Genomic DNA, 17,779 nt, shown 5'->3' with positions numbered 1-17,779 from the left:
CTTCAGGAGAGTTGACGGGGCGACAGTCATCAGCCCGAGTCCTGTAGGGGTATGATAGCGGCTTTTAACGATGGTGCTGCAACCGAATGAATGATTTTCCCGTGAATCTGATCTTGCCTGAGCTCAAGCACGCATTGGCTGCCAATCCTGCCGCTGTGCTCCAGGCGCCGCCGGGTGCTGGCAAGACTACGATGGTGCCTTTGGCGCTACTCGACAGCGATTGGCTCCGCGGTCAGAAGATCATCATGCTCGAGCCACGCCGGCTTGCAGCCCGTGCCGCGGCCGAGCGTCTGGCGCAATTGCTCGGCGAGCCGGTAGGGCAGACTGTAGGTTATCGCATCCGCCTGGAAAGTCGGGTCAGTGCTGCTACCCGGATTGAAGTGGTCACTGAGGGTATTTTGCAGCGCATGCTCCAGGCTGACCCCGAACTGCCGGGGGTCGGGCTGGTTATATTCGATGAGTTTCACGAACGCAGCCTGGATGCCGACCTGGGACTGGCTCTTTGTTTGCAGACTCAGCAATACCTGCGCGATGACGCGCCGCTGAAATTGCTGATTATGTCGGCAACCCTGGATACGGCCGCGGTGTGTGATCTTCTCGATGGCGCGCCGCTGATTAGCAGTCAGGGCCGTCAATACCCGGTTGATGTTCGTTACGGAAATCCGTTCAGGCCAGGTCAGCCTGTGGATTCACTGGTGGTGCAATGCATTCTCCAGGCGTTGGTGGAGGAGGGCGGCAGCTTTCTTGCCTTTCTGCCGGGCGTCGGCGAGATCCGTCGGGTGCAGCGTCAGCTGGAGGATGCTTTGGTGGGGCAGGGCGAGATTCGGGTGATTCCGCTGCACGGCGAGCTGGATTTTGCCAGCCAGCGTCAGGCAATCGAGCCCGCCTCCCCGGGGCAGCGCAAGGTGGTGCTGGCCACTTCTATAGCCGAGACCAGCTTGACGATAGACGGGGTGCGGGTAGTGATCGACAGTGGTCTTGCCCGGCAGCCAGCTTTTGATCCCGTCTCGGGTATGACGCGCTTGCATACAGTCCGGGTGTCCCGTGCAACTGCGGAGCAGAGAGCTGGCCGCGCTGGCCGCCTCGAACCTGGCGTCGCCTACCGTCTCTGGTCGGCTAGCCAGCAGGATCAGTTGGCGGCGCGCAGCGAACCGGAAATATTACAGGCGGACCTGGCGCCTTTGGCTTTGCAGTTGGCTGGATGGGGCGTACAGAATCCGGACGAGCTGGCCTGGCTTGATCAGCCACCTTCTGCCGCGCTGCAGCAGGGTCGTGACTTACTGGAGCGCCTGGGTGCATTGCAACAAGGGGAAGCCGGCTGGTTGCAAACGCAGCATGGGGCGGCGATGGCTGGTTTGCCGGTACATCCGCGGTTGGCGCATATGCTTTTGAAGGGGCAGCGCCTGGGTCTGGGCGAAATGGCCTGTCGGGTGGCAGCAGTGGTCAGCGAGCGCGACTTGCTGCGTGGTGTGGAGGATGCTGACCTGGCTCGCCGTCTTGCGTTATTTGACGATCCCCGCGCGGAACCCTCAGCAGATCGCGGAGCATTGCAGCGGGCGCGAACCCTGGCAAAGCAATGGCACAGACTGGTCGAGCGCTCGCCCGTTACCAACCCTGTGAGTGATCCGCATAACGAGTCCTGGGCGGGCGTGCTCTTGGCCATGGCCTATCCCGATCGTATAGCCAGCCGGCGCGCAGAACCGGGAAGCGAATACCGACTGGCCAACGGCCGGGCCGCCGCCTTTGCCAGCGTGGATAGCCTGCAAGGCCAGCAGTGGCTAGCGGTAGCCAGTCTTGGAGGGTATGCAGGGCAGAGCAGCGCGCGAATCTTTCTCGCCGCAGCGCTGTTGCCAGAGCAGATAGAAGCACACTTATCCGAGTTGCTTGTCTCCCGTGAAACCCTGGAATGGGATGCCCGGAGTGAAACCCTGGTTGCCGAGCGCCAGCAGATGCTGGGTGCATTGGTCTTCAGCCGCCAGCCCCTAAAGCAGATCGACCCGGCGCAGCGCAGCCAGGCTCTTTGCCAGGTAGTACGCAAGCAGGGTCTGGAGCTGCTGCCATGGACACCGGCCCTGCGTCAGTGGCAGGCGCGCGTCAATCTGCTACGCGATCTGGATATGCAGACAACAGCGGACAGTCGTTGGCCTGACCTTTCCGACCAGGCATTGCTCGATACGCTGGAGCAGTGGCTCGCGCCATGGCTCGACAAGGTCACCCGATTGGCGCATTTCGGCAACCTGGACCTGAGCTCTATTCTGACGGGCCTGCTGCCCTGGCCCTTGCCCCGTGAACTGGATGAGCAGGCACCAACCCATTGGATGGTACCCACAGGCTCGCAGATTCGTATCGATTACAGTGACAGCCCGCCGGTGCTTGCGGTGCGTCTGCAGGAGATGTTTGGCAGCAGCGATACCCCCCGGATTGCCGGTGGCCAGGTCGCGCTCAAGCTCCATCTGCTGTCGCCGGCCCGACGCCCAGTGCAGGTCACCCAGGACCTGGCCGGTTTCTGGACCGGTAGTTACCTTGAAGTCAAAAAAGACATGAAAGGACGTTACCCCAAGCACTACTGGCCGGATGATCCCCTGCAGGCAGAGCCAACCACGCGCGCCAAGCCCCGCAAAAACTGACCCCAGCGATCCCTATCCTGCCGAGGCTTGGCTTTTGATCCTGAACAGCGAGGCCCAATGATTCTTGAATATCGAGTCAAACATCCCCAGACCGAAAGTCCACGCCGACACGCCGTAAATACGTCCCTGTAGGCTCGACGATGGCATCCCTGCCATCGACGGTCGGCTTAGTCCTATCGCCCTGCGTCTGCTACCAGCTACTGAGTAGCCCGAGATAAAACCAAACCGTTCCGCGGTCAGGTGGGGGTTGTTTTTGACCTTGGACAGCAAACCCTGCATCACGCCGATGCCAGTTGAGCGCACAGCCTGGCAGGCTGGGAGTGTTGATCACAGAGCTCAACCAAAATGGGTTTTGAATTCAAGCTTAAGGGCGACAAGTACCTCCTTCTGCGCTTTCAGTCTGCGCAGCCCACGCTTACAATCTCCAGCCCCGGGCAATCAGCTTTCACCTAGAAGCGGAGTTTTTATGGAAAATATCAGCCAGATACTTGAGCGCAGCGATGAGCTCTTTGCTGGAAAGCGCGTGCTGCTGGTCAATCCTCCCGCGGACGACCTGGTCAGCAGCATCGACGCCGACTGGCAGGTATGGACCTGGGACTGGTCGGTGCAGCGCAGCCTGGTTGGTCAGATTGACGAAGATAAACTGAGCTTTTCGCACCTCTGCCCCCAGATCGAAGGCCTTGATGCTGCCATTCTGGTCGTACCCAAGGCTCTGGAACGCGCCGAATATGCACTGGCGCAAATAGCGCCCATGTTGACCGCCGGTTGCCCGCTGTATCTGGTAGGCGAGAAAAAAGGTGGGATCAGCCGTGCCGAAAAGCTCATGCAGCCCTACGGCAGCGGTGCAGAGAAACTCGACTCCGCGCGGCACTGCCAGTTATGGCGCATGCCGGTGAGTGGCAGCGCGTCGCCATTCGACCTGGCCAATTGGCAGCGTGATGTTCACATCGAATTGGCTGACCAGAGCATAGACCTGGTCAGTCTGCCTGGCGTTTTCAGCCACGGTCGGCTGGACGAAGGTAGTCAGTTGCTCCTTGAAGAACTTGCCCCGTTGCCAAGTGGAAAAGTGCTGGATTTTGGTTGTGGTGCAGGTGTGCTCGCCACCGCTTTGGCCCGGCGTAATCCGGGTAGCCGTTTCGAGATGGTCGATGTTGACGCCCTGGCGCTTTACTGCGCGCGTCAGACACTGGAGCGCAACGGCGTGGAGGCGGAGGTCTACCCCTCTGATGGCTTGAGTGATGTGCACGGGCGGCTGGCAGCAGTGGTCAGCAATCCTCCGTTTCATACCGGCATCAAACACGACACCAGTATCGCCGAGCGCTTTTTCGAGCAGATGACGCGCCACCTGCTACCCGGCGGCGAAATGCGTATCGTGGCCAATGGGTTTCTGCGCTATCCCGCCCTCATCGAAGCGCATATCGGCCCATGCGACGTACTCAGGGAGAACAGCCGATTCAAGGTCTACTCCGCTGTCGCTCCCGGTTGACCATGTGGCGGGTGTGGGTTATCTTTCAGCTCGTCTTAGGGGAGTAGTCTCTCAATAGAGGCAAGTATCAACATAATTGGTCCGCAGACCATGGTACTTGCGACCCGCCGTCGCTCATGTATTCAGCATGAAGCCGACAGGGTTTGACGAGACCTTTGACACATATCGACCAACCGAGGGCGGGGGGTAGACATGTGTCAATGGTTTGTCTGACCCGCCCTCTCTGGAAAATCTGTGGAATCCTTTCTGGTCTCGACCGGTATCGTTGCTCTCGCCGAAATAGGCGATAAAACCCAGTTGTTGGCATTGGTATTAGCGCTGCGCTTTCGTCGACCCTGGCCGATCGTGCTGGGCATTCTCGTCGCCACCCTGGCCAATCACGCGCTTGCCGGTGCTCTCGGCCAATTTGTCAGCTCCCTGCTAACCGATACCTGGCTCTACGGCATTCTCGCGGTGTCCTTTTTTGCCGTGGCAGCCTGGACGCTGGTGCCCGACAAGCTGGACGATGACGACACTCCACCTATCAGTCATTACGGTGCTTTCATGGCGACAGTGGTGGCTTTCTTTATTGCCGAGATGGGTGACAAGACTCAGATCGCGACCGTGGTACTGGCGGCGCAATTTGAAGCCTATGTATGGGTGATCATGGGAACCACCCTGGGCATGATGCTGGCCAACGTGCCGGTAGTGTTCATGGGCAATGCTGCTGCGGCGAAATTACCATTGGGCCTGATACGCAGTGTCGCAGCCTTCGCCTTTTTGCTGATGGGACTATATGCCGGTTGGCTGGCATTGAACACGGGCTAGATGCACAAAAGCCGGAAGTGCCAAAGGCGACTTCCGGCTTTGTGGTTTTTGCCGTTCCAGTTTCTATACCTTACGCGCTTACCGGTGGCGGGCGCTGGTCATGTTTGGACCTGGGTATGTCAACGCTTGTTCGATGCCTCATACAGAGGTCTGACACTCGGTATGGTCGCTCGCAGGGTTTGGATGCGCCCGCCTGTCGATGGGTGGGTGCTGAGAAACTGCGGTGGACTGCCCTGGGAGGCGCTGGCCATTTTCTGCCAAAGGCTCACAGCAGCTTCCGGTGAGTATCCAGCCCGCGCAGCAAGCTCCATGCCGATCAGATCTGCCTCGGTTTCATTCGAGCGGCTGTTTGGCAGCATCAGACCATATTGCACCGCGGCATCGGCTACCTGCATGCTGCCTTCTCCGAGGCCGAGGAGGGCGCCGGCGATCTGGGTACCCATCTGTGATGTGTAGGCGCGGGAAATTGCCTCGCGTCCGTGCTCGCGCAGGGCGTGGGCGATCTCGTGGCCCATGATCTGGGCTATCTCCGCATCACTGAGTTTAAGCTTGTCGACAATGCCGGTATAAAACAGAATCTTGCCACCAGGGGCTGCACTGGCGTTTATCTGGTCACTCTTGATCAGATTGACCTCCCAGTTCCAGTTTTTCGCATCCGGCCGGAAGTGCGTAACCTCGGGTATCAGGTGGCTCGATATTCGGCGAAGACGATTGAGCATTGCCTTGTCGGTATTGAGCAGTCCCTTGGCGCGGGCCTCTGCCAACTGCTTGGCGTAGGACTGCGCTGCCATCTTGTCGACTTCGTCGCTGGATAGTCCGCCGAACATGTATTGCGTGCGATCAACGCCAACAGCGCCGCCTTGCGTGGTTTGCACTGCCTGGCACCCGGTCAGTATCAATAACGGTAACAAGAGTAATATGAGACGACTGCGCATTTGGGGATAATCCTGTGTTGTGAATACCACGGATCAAACAGCTTGATCCGTTTGTATGGTTGGCATTGTGCGTCAGTTAGCTATCAGCCGATTGATTAAAATGCCTATCAATTCAAAATGGTGCTGAAGATCTGCGTGCGCCAGCCGATAAGTTCATAGGGAACACGTCCAGCCGGGGTAACGCATGAAATTCAAATCCATTCAGTCCGCTATTGTAGTACTAGCAGGGGCGTGCCTGTTCGCTGCCGTTGGCCTGGTAACGCTTTACAGCGTCAACTCGGCGGACCGTAGTCAGCAGTTTGTACAGGATAGCAGCCGTGAGCTGATCGAGCGCCAGGTCCAGGGTCAGCTAACAGCCGTCGCTTCTGCTGAAAGTCAGCGTATACGTCGTCGCCTGAGTGACCCTTTCATGGTCGCTGATCAACTCTCGCAGCTTAACCGTTTGCTTGGTGAGATTGAGCCTGACGGCTTATCCACGCTGATGATGAGCCGGGAGGAAATGGTTCGGGTGTTGCGAAATACCCTCGTGCAAAACCCTGAGCTATTGGGCGTTTATGTCGGCTGGGAACCCAATGCGTTCGATGATCTGGACCAGTATTTCGAGGGTGTTGAAACCGACGGGTATGACGGCACCGGCCGATTCATGCCCTGGTGGTTCAGAGGCGAAGGTGGAGAGCCCGAACTGGACGCACTTTCTGATCTTGAGAGTGAGACCATAACGGCTACCGGCGTGCGCGCGGGGGAATATTATCTGTGCCCGCGCGACACCCTCAAACCCTGCGTGATTGATCCTGCGCCCTACGATTTGGGCGGCAAGCAGGTCATGCTGTCCTCATTCACGGTACCGATCATTTCCGATGGCGAATTCCGTGGAATCGTGGGCGTTGATCTGTCCCTTGATTTCATTCAGCAGACCCTGCTGGAAAACAATGCGGAGCTCTTCAACGGACTTGGAGAGCAGGCGCTGATCAGCAGTAATGGTCGGCTGGTTGCATACACCGGTGATGATGCTCGCCCTGGTGATCCCGCAAGCAAGATCCTTGACGATAATGAGATCGCCAATATCGGAGCCCTGGGTGACGAGCTCATATACGATGTGGATGAAGCGGGTGGTCATATCGAGCTGGTGATGCCGGTTCCCATTGGTGAGACGGGTAGCCGCTGGACTCTGCTTATCACGCTGCCACTGGATGCTGTCATGGGCGACGTGGCTACGTTGACCGGTGAGATGAAATCCCGCCAGGCTAGTGATACTGCAACCCTGATTGCCATTGGCGTTATTGTCGCGCTGGCCGGCTTGCTGGTAATGGTTTTGCTGGGCCTCAGCCTGTCTCGCCCAGCGCGCCGTCTGGTAGCGATGCTTGATGATATTGCCCAGGGGGAGGGCGATTTGACCAAGCGTTTGACGGTAGACAGGGGGGATGAGCTGGGCTCCATAGCCGTAGGCTTCAACAGATTTCTCGACAAGTTGCAGGCGATGATCCGCGAAGTAGTCGGATCTGTTGCCCAGGTCACCGACGCTTCCGAGCACACCGCAGATATCGCCATGCGTACCAATGACGGCATTCAGCGTCAGCTTAGCGAGATCGATCAGGTAGCGACTGCTGTTACGCAGATGACGGCCACTGCCCAGGACGTTGCCCGTAACGCCTCCCAGGCTGCAGAAGCGGCCAGAAACGCCGATGGCTCGGCGAGTCACGGCCGTGATGTTGTCAAGGCCAGTGCGGCCGCTACGCAGGGCCTGGCGGAGGACATCAAGAAAGCGGTAGCCAGTGTGCAGTCACTGGCCCGCGACAGCGATAACATCACCGGTATTCTGGCGACCATCCGCGGTATCGCAGAGCAGACCAATCTCCTGGCGTTGAATGCGGCCATCGAGGCGGCGCGGGCGGGCGAGCAGGGGCGAGGTTTCGCTGTGGTTGCCGACGAGGTCCGCAACCTGGCGCAGAAGACGCAGAGTTCGACTGAAGAAATCCAGACGATGATCGAACAATTGCAGAAGGGTACTCGCGATACCGTCAAGGTCATGGAGCAAAGCCGCAGTCGGACCGAGGAAAGTGTGCTCCAGGCAGAAGAAGCCGACGCTGCACTGACATCCATAACCCAGGCCGTATCGATCATTACCGAGATGAACACCCAGATTGCCAGCGCTGCCGAGGAGCAAAGTTCGGTAGCCGAGGATGTCAATCGCAATGTGGCGACCATCGATCAGGTAGCCAAATCCGTTGCTGGTGGTGCGCAGGAAGCATCCGAAGCCAGTGCAGGCCTGACGCGCCTGGCTGAGCAGCAGCGCAGATTGATCAACCAGTTCAAGGTCTGATTCGCCAGAATCAGTCCAGAGTGATGGCCTTGCCGCTGGGCGCGCAGCACTGGGCGCCCAGTGTTGTCGGGCTGCTCATTGAGGGGTTGACCGGGTGCATCATGGTTACCTGGGAGGCAGCGTTCAGCAGCAAAGGCTGCAGGGCGCTGACCGCTGTCGCGGAGGCCAGCCAGATGGCCTGCTCGGCCTGATTGAAAGTCACTGGCATCCGTGTTGACAGACGAGCAGGAAGCCCCTTGGCAGGTGCCGTTACCAGCGCGCAACTGTCCCAGAAACTACCATCGTCCAGGCTGTAGCGCTCCCACAATCCGGCTATTGCCAGTCCACCCTGATGACGCCTCAGGTACCAGGGTTGCTTGCGCTTGCCCTGGGCATGCCAGACAAAGAAACCATCGACCGGAATGATGCAGCGCCGCTGCGCAAGAGCCTCTCCGAACATGGGTTTTTCGTGAAGAAATTCAGCCTGAGCGCTGAAGGCGGCGCGGTCGAGTTGACGCAGCCAACTGGGTGTGAGGTTCCATAGCACCCTGGCACCTTCCAGCTTGCCAGCAGTTTTGCGCAGGATCAGAAGTCGCTGACCTGGCGCCAGATTCCACTGTGGTTTCCAATCCTCCGGTATCTCTTTCAAGGGCGCGGTAAATTGCGCCAGTCGACCACTCATATGTCGTCCATTTCAGGCATGATCGGAGTGGCCTGTTGCCAGGCATGTATCAACTCCCTTGCGAGCCCGAGATCCTGGGCTGTTACCCAGAGGCCAAGCAGGTCCATTGCGGGTAGTTCGCCGATACCACCCTGAAGGTACTCACCACTGAGGTGACAGGTGACCTGATGGTCGTTAAGCATTTGGCGCAACAGATGGGCTTCAGACATATCCTGCGGTCGGTAGGCACATAACATGATCAGTCCTGTTCCCTGCGCAAGTCTACGTGGTACTCATCATTACCATGGTCAATCCAGAGACTGACATGGATCGGCTGACAACAGACCTGACAATCTTCAACATAGGCCTGAGTACCACCGGACAGATCCAGCAGCAGTGAAATGGGCTCATCACAGTGCGGACAGTTCAATTGAGCTTCTTCGATCGCCTGCATGTGATTTTGCTCCTGTTTTCGGTTTACCGGCAGTGTAGTCCTATCGTCAATCTGGCGAAACCGGCCGTCGAACCGCATAATGCGCGGCTGAAACACGTTCAAACGAGGATGACATGCTCGAGTTCGACGCTATAAGACCCTACACCGATGAAGAAGTCCCTGCAGTGCTGCAGCGACTGACCCGTGACGATGAGCTTCTGGGTATCCTGGCAAGCCATCACTTTCCACGGCTGAATCGGTGGTTTCCGCGCCTGGCCAAAGGAGCGGTAGGAGCCGGCTTGCGCCGGCAGACTCGTCGAGTAGATAGCGTGGACGAGCTGCAGCATCGCATGGAGCCATACCTGGATCGTCTTATTGAACGCAGTGTCGCGGATGTCAGCTACAGCGGGCTGGATGGTCTGGCCAAGAACCGTCCTCATCTGTTCCTTGCCAACCACCGTGACATCGTTATGGATCCGGCGTTCGTCAACTATGCGCTTTACCATGCGGGTCATCCCACACCGCGTATTGCCATTGGTGACAATCTGCTGCAGAGGCCTTTTGTCAGTGATCTGATGCGATTGAACAAGAGCTTTATTGTGCATCGTTCAGTAACTGGCCGACGGGAAAAGCTCACCGTTTATCAGACCTTGTCGGCGTATATCAATCAGTCCATTGCAACCGGGAACTCCATCTGGATCGCCCAGGCCGAGGGCCGCGCCAAGGATGGAGTAGACGAAACCGATACCGCGATTATCAAGATGCTCTGCATGAGCCGCAAGGGAGAGGACTTCGCACAGGTCGTTCGCAGTCTGAATATAGTTCCCGTATCCATAGCCTATGAATGGGACCCCTGTGATCAGATGAAGGCGCGCGAGTTGGAGCAGCGTGATCGCACAGGTACCTATACGAAAGAGTCGGGGGAGGATGACCGTTCAATCGCCAAGGGATTGACCGGCTACAAGGGACATGTGCATGTGGCGTTTGGTGAGCCCCTGACAGGCGACTATCCCGATGCAAAAGCCGTTGCCCGTGAGGTAGACAGGCAAATATTACAGAATTACAAACTTCGGCCGAGCAATTTCATGGCGGTAGAAAATCTGCCCGAAGTATTTTCGCTGCCGGATATGGAGGCTTTCATCGACAACTGGCGCGCAGACTTTGAGCCCGAGCGACTGATGAGCGAGAAGGCGCAGTTCGAGAGGCGTCTGGCTGGGTGCTCTGCCTCCGAGCAACACTGGTGGTTGTTGCAGTACGCCAACCCGGTTGTCAGTGCGTGCATGGCGGCGCCAGCGACGGCGACAAGCGCGCCGAGCGCTGCATCAGATGCGGGTGCTTAACAGGCTCAATATCAGCGCGAGCGTCAGGCAACCAAGGCCAACTCGGTAGAAAAGGCGATTAACCCGGTGGTCGAGGGGCATTTCGTCATTGTCCAGACTGCTGGCGAAGCCTGCGGCCAGCCTTACACTTCCGCGCGCAAAGCGCCACTGCGCTGCAAACACCAGCCAGCTACCGGACAGTGCGTAAAAAAGCGCCAGACCATTGATGACCAGCGACGGGTTGCTCAGGTAATACGACCAGGCTGCCTGAAACAGGGGCATGCAAAAACCTCCGGACAATATGATGTTCGGCAACCTGCCCGGAATTGTTCTTGTATTGGCCTGGCTACGACGAAACCCAGATTCAATTAAAGTGAGCGACCTTGCCACACTGTTGGCGGCCCGCTCTAAAACGGACGAAATTATAGCGCGCACCTTTGGTTTTTTCGACAGGTTGTTGCAGCAAATTATTGTGTGTGCGAGCTGAAGATACATTTCTACAGGCATACTAACGTCCCTAATCGGGGTAATCTTGACGGAGGATTACGCTCCAGGCATGGATTAATTTCATCAGTTCGCAACATCGGCGGATTTTCGTCGTCCAACGTTCAGGCCTTATCAATTGGAGTTCCCCATGAAAAAGCAATGTGTGTTGATCTGTTTGCTCGGTAGCCTGCTCGTTCTGTCAGGCTGCGCCTCGTCACTGACAGGTGAAACCTACAGTCGCGACGACGCTCGCAAGCCACAGGTTGTGCGCACCGGTGTTGTAGAAGCAGTGCGCCCGGTTCAGATTGAAGGCAGCAAGACTATTATCGGGCCGGCTGCCGGCGCAGCTATTGGCGGGGTGGCCGGTAGTGGGGTGGGTGGCGGTCGTGGCGCGGCGATTGCCACAGTGATCGGTGCAGTAGCGGGCGGAATGGCTGGTGCTGCTGCAGAAGAGGGCATCACCCGAGCCCAGGGTGTCGAGATTACCGTTCAGGAAGAAGACGGCAGTTTGCGCGCCTATGTGCAGGAAGCCTCTCCCGAGGTTACTTTTCGACCAGGCGATCGGGTCAGGATACAGACCCTCAATGGGCAGACAAGGGTGGTCAAATAAACCGAGCGCGGTTGTTATTCATGGTGTTGGGTGCGTTGGATTCAACGGCCTGACGCCTTTTTAATGCATTGTCGTGGCCATTTCCCCGGGCATTTTGATTCAAAATGCTACAAATCCGATTACTCTCCTGCTTATTTATACGCCTCGTAAAAACTGGTCGTGCTGACAGTTGTAGTCGTTAGTCAAGATATTCCCCTAATTCCTTAAAGTGTAAATTGAGCTTTCCAGAATTTGCGGGAGCGCGCTTGATGTCGTCACACCATCTACCAGGGCCGGTTTGATATGTTGGCCAGCCTACTAGCTATTTTCATTAACGGTCTCTGCGCGCCCATGTTGTTCCGTTTTGCGGGACGCTTCTCGGGTTTGCTTCTGGCGTTGGTGCCGGCTGCCAGCTTCGCCTGGTTTGCTTTCCAGATATCCATCGTGGCGGGCGGTGGTGTGATCTACGAAAGCCTTGCCTGGGTGCCACTACTTGATGTGGAAATGGCTTTAAGACTCGATGGCCTGGCCCTGTTGTTTGCACTGCTGATCACGGGTATCGGTACGCTGATCGTGATGTACTCTGGCGCCTACCTGCAAGGCCACCCGCAACTTGGTCGATTCTATGCCTACCTGCTGACCTTCATGATGGCCATGCTCGGCCTGGTGCTGGCGGATAATCTGATCGTGATGTTCGTATTCTGGGAACTGACCAGCATTGCCAGTTATCTTTTGATCAGCTTCAACCACGAAAAATCCGAATCCCGCCGCGCTGCATTGCAGGCTTTGTTGATAACCGGTGGCGGTGGATTGGCCCTGCTGGCTGGTCTCGTGCTTTTGGGCACTGCTGCAGGGACATGGCAATTTTCTGAATTGCAGGCTGATCTGGTACAGGACAGTGCCCTGTTCCCCGCGATCGTTGCCCTGGTGCTGATAGGTTGTTTTACCAAGTCGGCACAGTTCCCGTTTCACCTGTGGCTGCCCAACGCGATGAATGCGCCAACACCTGTGTCGGCCTATCTGCATTCGGCAACCATGGTCAAGGCTGGTATCTATCTGTTGGCCCGGCTCAATCCCACGCTGGGTGGTGGTCTGGGTTGGAGCACGGTGCTGATCACCCTTGGCGCTTTGACAGCATTACTGGGCGCGGTTCTGGCGATTCGACAGTACGACCTCAAGCGCATGTTGGCTTTCACCACGGTGGCTGTATTGGGTCAACTGACCATGCTGATCGGTACCAATACCAGTTACGGTCTGCAGGCATTCGTGCTGTACCTGGTAGCGCACTCTTTCTACAAAGGCGCGCTGTTCATGGCAGTTGGCGCCATTGATCACTCCACGGGTACGCGCGATATTCGACGGCTGGGTGGACTGTTCGCATTGATGCCGTTGACCGGTATAGCGGTCGGGCTGGCCGCCTTCTCCAACGCCGGTTTGCCTCCGTTCTTTGGCTTTATCGCCAAGGAGTTCAAGTACGCAGGATTGATTGAAATGGGCACGGTCGGCTGGACTGTAACTCTGGTGATGATTCTCACCAATGCCTTGCTGGTCGCTGCCGCCGGCCTGATTTTCTTCAAGACATTCTTCGGCCAACGCGCACATTGGGAAGGACAGCCACACGAAGTCAGCCCGGTCATGTGGAGCGGCCCTCTGCTGTTGGCAATCGGTGGTTTCGGTCTGGGGGCGTGGAACCAGTGGCCTGAAACCTGGCTGGTCAACACTGCTGTTCAGGCGGCAGCCAGCGGGGAAGTCGATGTGAACCTGTATCTGTGGGGGGGGATAACGCCGGCGGTACTGGCCAGCGTGTTGACCCTGGGGCTGGGCACCCTGTTCTATTTCCGGGCTGACAGCGTTCGCGCGCTGGCCAAGAGTCTGGGCAGTGTCTGGGAATTCAGTGGCGACCTGCTCTGGGACAGGTCACTGAAGCGCCTGTTCCAGTTTGCCGGCGCGGTGGCCGGTCTTTTTCAGCATGGCTCACTGCGTCTGCACATGGCACTAATGACGCTGATCGTGAGCATCAGTGTGCTCGCAGGTCTATTGTTGATGAGGGCTCAGCCGTTTGATGGGCCAGAGTTATCAGCCGTATCGATCCCGGGGCTGGTCGGCTGTCTGTTAGCCCTCGGCGGCGCAGCGGGCGCAGCTTTCATGGGGGGGCGTCTTGCGTTGGTGGCTTCCCTGGGGGCGAGCGGATTGGGTCTGGCGCTGTTTTTCGTATCTATCAATGCGCCAGATGTGGCCCTCACGCAATTGATGGTTGAAACCCTGACCGTGGTATTTCTGGCCATGGTACTGCGGCGCATGCCGGTTGTGCCCCCTAGTGGGGATAACACCCTCGGGATGAACATCTGGCACGCAGGGGTAGCCGCGCTCTTCGGTCTTGCCGTTGCTCTGCTGATCATGACGGCCGTCAGCCAGCCGTTGCCCGGCGACCTGGCAGACTGGTTTCTGGCTAACAGTCTGCCGGCTGGTTACGGCAGTAATGTGGTCAATGTGATCCTGGTGGACTTCCGTGCAGTGGACACCCTGGGAGAAATACTGGTAGTGGCGATCGCCGCACTGGCGGCTTCTACCTTGCTGGGTGCGGGACAGTTGCCCGAGGACAAGCCGCGGGGTCTAACCGAGTTTGGTTCTCTCATGCTTCGCCAGGGCATGCGTCCTCTGGCAACCATTTTGCTGGTGGTCTCGCTGGCTATTCTCTGGCGTGGCCACAATCTGCCTGGTGGCGGTTTTATCGGCGGGCTGGTGGCTGCGACAGGCTTTACCCTACTGATAGTTACCTTTGGGCGCGGCATTCAACGTGGGTTGTCGCGTATAGACCCGCCAACCATTATCGGATTGGGGCTGGCCTGTGCGGTGGGTGCTGGTCTGTTCGGTCTGGGAGCGCAGGTCGCCTTTATGACCGGTTTCTGGATCGAACCATTCGGGGTCAAGCTGGGCACGCCGCTGTTGTTTGACGTGGGTGTTTTTCTGACCGTATTCGGTTCGGTCATCCATATGGTACGTAACCTGATCGGGAGGACCGCCTGATGGAATGGATTGGTGCCATCACCGCCGGCATCATGGCGGCACTGGGGGTCTGGATGATGCTGGACAGGCATCTGATGCGCGTCGTGCTGGGCATCGCGGTATTGGGTAATGCGATCAATCTGGGTGTGCTTACCTCGGGTCGTTTCTCGGGCAGTGAAGCAGCTTTTACCTTCGCTGGCGCTCGCTCGCTTGACCCTGCCAATCCGCTGCCCCAGGCACTGGTATTGACCGCCATTGTCATTGGTTTTGCGTTATTCGTGTTTGCCCTGTCGGTGCTAAAGCGTACCCACGAGCTGCACGGAGACAAGGAAACCGATGGTGTCAGTCAGGTAACCGAGCAGCCCGCTCCTGACAAGGACGATGAGCAGGGGCATGGTAATGGTCACGGCAAGGATCGGGAGGGCAGGGAATGAATACCCTCATCGTGCTGCCGATTCTTATTCCGCTAACAACGCTGCTGCTGGCGCTGCTGGTCAAGCGTCATCACGCCTGGGTGACTGCGATCAGTCTCATCGGTGCTGTGCTGCTACTGCTGACCGGCCTGTACCTGGTCGTGATTGCCGCCGGCGATACAGTGTTGAGTGCCCAGATGGGTGGCTGGGAGGCGCCCTATGGCATCAGTCTGGTGATTGATCGCCTGTCTGCGGTCATGGTCGCTATCACCGGTGTGATCGGGCTGGCCACGCTGATCTACTGCCTGAGACAACCGATGCCGGCGGATTTTCTGCGCGATACACACCTGTTCGTCCAAGGGTTGCTTGCGGGTATTTGCGGCGCATTCATCACCGCGGATGTATTCAATCTCTATGTATGGTTTGAAGTCCTGTTGATCGGCTCGTTCGCGCTGATCGCCCTGGGCGGTGGCGAGCGGCGGTTGTCCGGAGCGATGACCTACCTGGTCCTCAATATGCTGGCCACACTGCTGTTTCTCCTCGCGGCTGGTCTGGTCTATGGGGCCACAGGCACACTGAACATGGGCGAGCTGGCGGTGTTGTTCCGCGCCGAGCAAGCCAGCGACGGTGCCTGGCTGGGCGTGATTCTGATGCTCGTATCTTTCTCGATCAAGGCGGCACTCTTCCCGCTGTTCGGCTGGTTGCCAGCCAGTTATCACGTGGCCTGGACACCGGTTTCGGCGCTCTTTGCCGGTTTGTTGACCAAGGTTGGGGTGTACGCGTTGATCCGGCTCGTGACCCTGCTCTGGCCGGAACCCGGCATTGTGCATTCGGTTCTGTTGTGGGTGGCCTGCGCGACCATGATCATTGGCGTACTGGGTGCGGCTGCCCAGACTGAGGTGCGGCGTATCCTGTCCTTCCATATCGTCAGCCAGGTGGGCTACATGATTCTTGGTCTGGCCCTGGCCACGCCTCTGGCGCTGGCAGGTGCGGTCTTCTATCTCATCCACCATATTGTGGTCAAAGCCAACCTGTTCTTTGTTGGCGGCATAGCGGCGCGGGTCACCGGTTCCGAGCGTCTGGCTGCAATGGGTGGACTCTATGCGCGCACACCCCTGCTCGCCGTTCTGTTTGCCATTCCGGCACTGTCCCTGGCGGGGATACCCCCTCTCTCGGGGTTCTGGGCCAAGTTTGTGCTGGTCAAGGCAAGTCTGGACGCTGGCATCTGGGTGGCTGCGTTTTTCGCGCTTTTTACCGGTGTATTCACCCTGCTGTCGATGAGCAAGATCTGGAACGAGAGTTTTCTCAAGGCGCATCCGCAGCCAGCGCTGCTGGGTGCTGCGGGGGAAGGTCCGGCAGGTGCCTGGATTACGGTAGGCGTTCTGGGATTGATTACCGTGGCCATTGGTCTGGGCGCCGGACCGGTCATGGAGTACGCCATGTCGGCTTCGACCCAGCTGATTGAAGCGCCAGCCTATCTGCAGTTGCTGGATGGGAGGCGCGAATGATGCTCTACATCCACCTGGTGCTGGCTACCGTTCTGGCCGCATTGCTGGCGTCTCTGAGTCCGCTGTATTGGTTGGTGGCTTTCGCTGCACTGTATCCGATATTCAGGGTCGGTGGACTTGTGCACTCGCGCAGCCGCCTTTACGCACTGCGGCTGGAGGCCGGAGTGGTTTTCGTTCCCTGGTTTATCTGGCAGGTATTTAGCGCCTCCCTGGGCGTGGCGAAGATTGTTCTCAATCCGCGCTGCCAGGTCGAGTCGGCGGTGGTGTGCGTGCCGGTGCACACCCGGGATAAACGTCTTATAACCCTGCTGGGCTGTTTGCTCACGCTGACTCCGGGTACGCTCGCGCTCGACTATCGCGCCTCCAGTGGAGACCTCTTCGTGCATGTACTGGATACCCGCTCGGCTGATTCGGTCATAGCCGCAGTTAGACAGATAGAGAGCCGTTTGATGCACTGGGTACAACCTTTAGGAGGTGATCTGTGAACGTGACGCTGGCCGGAGCCGCTTGGGTTTTGCCCCTGGCAGGTAGCATGCTGCTGTTGAGCACCCTGCTGATAATGTGGCGTCTGTTGATGGGGCCGAGCCGCCCGGACCGGGCAGTCGCCGTCGACGCACTGACCATGATCGGCGTAGCCGGGGTGGCGGTACTGGCATTGATGAGCGAGCAGGAGGTATTGCTGGATGTCGCCATAGTGTTGGCGATGGTCAGTTTTCTGGGTAGCGTTGCCTTTGCGCTGCTGTTCCAGGGAACCCACAGTACTGATCACTCCCAGGCCAGAATCGAGCCTGACGTAATGGAACAGGAGAGAGAGCCATGAACCAAGCCCTCGCCGTTGCGGGCTCAATATTTGTTCTGCTCGGTGCGGCTTTCAGTCTGCTTGGCGCGCTAGGGGTCTTGCGTCTGCCTGACGCTTACACGCGGATGCATGCAGCCAGCAAGGCGGGGGCGCTGGGGGCCATTCTGGTGCTGCTCGGTGTGCTCATGGCTACCGCGGGCGCCGCCTGGTTGGAAATACTGCTGGCGATCGCCGTATTACTGATTTCAGCGCCTCTGGCCGCCCATGCCATTTCCCGCGCGGGGCACATGGCGGGGGTCAAACCTCGAGTCGGCGCACTCGGCGATGCTCTTGAACAGGCCAGGACAAAAAGGGGAATGAAGGTCAGGGAAAAATCGGAATAGAAAGTCCGTATCCATTCGATTGGTCGAA

At 58.0% G+C, this 17,779-nt stretch carries 18 protein-coding genes and 1 riboswitch; of the genes, 13 read left to right on the top strand and 5 right to left on the bottom strand.

Going from position 1 to position 17,779, the window contains the following annotated elements; translation table 11 throughout:
- The first annotated feature begins 86 nt into the window (after positions 1-86).
- From hrpB to AAC076_RS09520, 3 genes are all read left to right on the top strand, one after another.
- Complete coding sequence (hrpB, locus tag AAC076_RS09530; RefSeq protein ID WP_339844884.1) at positions 87-2,627, top strand: ATP-dependent helicase HrpB; 2,541 nt, start codon at positions 87-89, stop codon at positions 2,625-2,627.
- A 466-nt stretch (positions 2,628-3,093) separates the two neighbouring features.
- Positions 3,094-4,113, top strand: a complete 1,020-nt coding sequence (locus AAC076_RS09525; RefSeq protein ID WP_339844882.1) for a methyltransferase — start codon at positions 3,094-3,096, stop codon at positions 4,111-4,113.
- 26 nt (positions 4,114-4,139) lie between these two features.
- Positions 4,140-4,257, top strand: a riboswitch (yybP-ykoY riboswitch).
- Between the two features lie 90 nt (positions 4,258-4,347).
- Entirely contained in the window at positions 4,348-4,920 is a 573-nt protein-coding gene (locus AAC076_RS09520; RefSeq protein WP_339844880.1) for a TMEM165/GDT1 family protein, read from the top strand.
- A gap of 119 nt (positions 4,921-5,039) precedes the next feature.
- Here the strand turns inward: AAC076_RS09520 and AAC076_RS09515 are convergent, their stop codons facing one another.
- Complete coding sequence (locus AAC076_RS09515; protein WP_339844877.1) at positions 5,040-5,855, bottom strand: M48 family metallopeptidase; 816 nt, start codon at positions 5,853-5,855, stop codon at positions 5,040-5,042.
- Positions 5,856-6,039: 184 nt separating this feature from the next.
- Between AAC076_RS09515 and AAC076_RS09510 the strand changes: the two genes are divergently transcribed.
- Entirely contained in the window at positions 6,040-8,175 is a 2,136-nt protein-coding gene (locus AAC076_RS09510; RefSeq protein WP_339844874.1) for a methyl-accepting chemotaxis protein, read from the top strand.
- Positions 8,176-8,185: 10 nt separating this feature from the next.
- Here the strand turns inward: AAC076_RS09510 and AAC076_RS09505 are convergent, their stop codons facing one another.
- Genes AAC076_RS09505 through AAC076_RS09495 form a run of 3 tightly spaced genes read right to left on the bottom strand, consistent with a single transcriptional unit; the run spans position 8,186 to position 9,269 of the window.
- Complete coding sequence (locus tag AAC076_RS09505) at positions 8,186-8,836, bottom strand: SOS response-associated peptidase (RefSeq protein ID WP_339844872.1); 651 nt, start codon at positions 8,834-8,836, stop codon at positions 8,186-8,188.
- Entirely contained in the window at positions 8,833-9,072 is a 240-nt protein-coding gene (locus AAC076_RS09500; protein ID WP_339844868.1) for a DUF2007 domain-containing protein, read from the bottom strand. Before AAC076_RS09500 ends, AAC076_RS09505 begins: the two co-directional genes overlap by 4 nt.
- Positions 9,073-9,074: 2 nt before the next feature.
- Positions 9,075-9,269 (bottom strand): CPXCG motif-containing cysteine-rich protein, encoded by a 195-nt coding sequence (locus tag AAC076_RS09495; protein ID WP_339844866.1) that lies wholly within the window; start codon positions 9,267-9,269, stop codon positions 9,075-9,077.
- A gap of 113 nt (positions 9,270-9,382) precedes the next feature.
- On the opposite strand from AAC076_RS09495, the gene AAC076_RS09490 reads away from it, so the two are divergent.
- On the top strand, positions 9,383-10,588 hold the full coding sequence (locus tag AAC076_RS09490; protein ID WP_339844864.1) for a 1-acyl-sn-glycerol-3-phosphate acyltransferase: 1,206 nt from the start codon (positions 9,383-9,385) through the stop codon (positions 10,586-10,588).
- Here the strand turns inward: AAC076_RS09490 and AAC076_RS09485 are convergent.
- On the bottom strand, positions 10,571-10,849 hold the full coding sequence (locus tag AAC076_RS09485) for a hypothetical protein (protein WP_339844861.1): 279 nt from the start codon (positions 10,847-10,849) through the stop codon (positions 10,571-10,573). The two genes, AAC076_RS09490 and AAC076_RS09485, sit on opposite strands and share 18 nt — an antisense overlap.
- Between AAC076_RS09485 and AAC076_RS09480 the strand changes: the two genes are divergently transcribed.
- From AAC076_RS09480 to mnhG, 8 genes are all read left to right on the top strand, one after another.
- A complete protein-coding gene (locus AAC076_RS09480) occupies positions 10,848-11,054 on the top strand; it encodes a hypothetical protein (RefSeq protein WP_339844858.1) in 207 nt (68 codons plus the stop codon). The genes AAC076_RS09485 and AAC076_RS09480 overlap by 2 nt on opposite strands.
- A gap of 147 nt (positions 11,055-11,201) precedes the next feature.
- The gene (locus AAC076_RS09475) at positions 11,202-11,663 is read left to right on the top strand and encodes a hypothetical protein (RefSeq protein ID WP_339844856.1); all 462 of its coding nucleotides are present in this window, start codon (positions 11,202-11,204) and stop codon (positions 11,661-11,663) included.
- Positions 11,664-11,945: 282 nt separating this feature from the next.
- Positions 11,946-14,669 (top strand): hydrogen gas-evolving membrane-bound hydrogenase subunit E, encoded by a 2,724-nt coding sequence (mbhE, locus tag AAC076_RS09470; RefSeq protein ID WP_339844852.1) that lies wholly within the window; start codon positions 11,946-11,948, stop codon positions 14,667-14,669.
- On the top strand, positions 14,669-15,082 hold the full coding sequence (locus tag AAC076_RS09465) for an NADH-quinone oxidoreductase subunit K (protein WP_339844850.1): 414 nt from the start codon (positions 14,669-14,671) through the stop codon (positions 15,080-15,082). Before mbhE ends, AAC076_RS09465 begins: the two co-directional genes overlap by 1 nt.
- Positions 15,079-16,569, top strand: coding sequence for a proton-conducting transporter membrane subunit (locus AAC076_RS09460; RefSeq protein WP_339844848.1), 1,491 nt, complete (start codon positions 15,079-15,081; stop codon positions 16,567-16,569). Before AAC076_RS09465 ends, AAC076_RS09460 begins: the two co-directional genes overlap by 4 nt.
- On the top strand, positions 16,566-17,054 hold the full coding sequence (locus tag AAC076_RS09455; RefSeq protein WP_339844846.1) for a Na+/H+ antiporter subunit E: 489 nt from the start codon (positions 16,566-16,568) through the stop codon (positions 17,052-17,054). The genes AAC076_RS09460 and AAC076_RS09455 overlap by 4 nt, the downstream gene beginning before the upstream one ends.
- Positions 17,051-17,389: a monovalent cation/H+ antiporter complex subunit F gene (locus AAC076_RS09450; protein ID WP_339844844.1), complete on the top strand. Its 339-nt coding sequence runs from the start codon at positions 17,051-17,053 to the stop codon at positions 17,387-17,389. Before AAC076_RS09455 ends, AAC076_RS09450 begins: the two co-directional genes overlap by 4 nt.
- Positions 17,386-17,751 (top strand): monovalent cation/H(+) antiporter subunit G, encoded by a 366-nt coding sequence (gene mnhG / locus AAC076_RS09445; protein WP_339844843.1) that lies wholly within the window; start codon positions 17,386-17,388, stop codon positions 17,749-17,751. Before AAC076_RS09450 ends, mnhG begins: the two co-directional genes overlap by 4 nt.
- Positions 17,752-17,779 lie beyond the last annotated feature (28 nt).

The sequence above is a fragment of the uncultured Halopseudomonas sp. genome (assembly GCF_963977355.1).
GTDB lineage: Bacteria > Pseudomonadota > Gammaproteobacteria > Pseudomonadales > Pseudomonadaceae > Halopseudomonas.
This window is presented reverse-complemented; position numbering and strand designations above follow the sequence as displayed.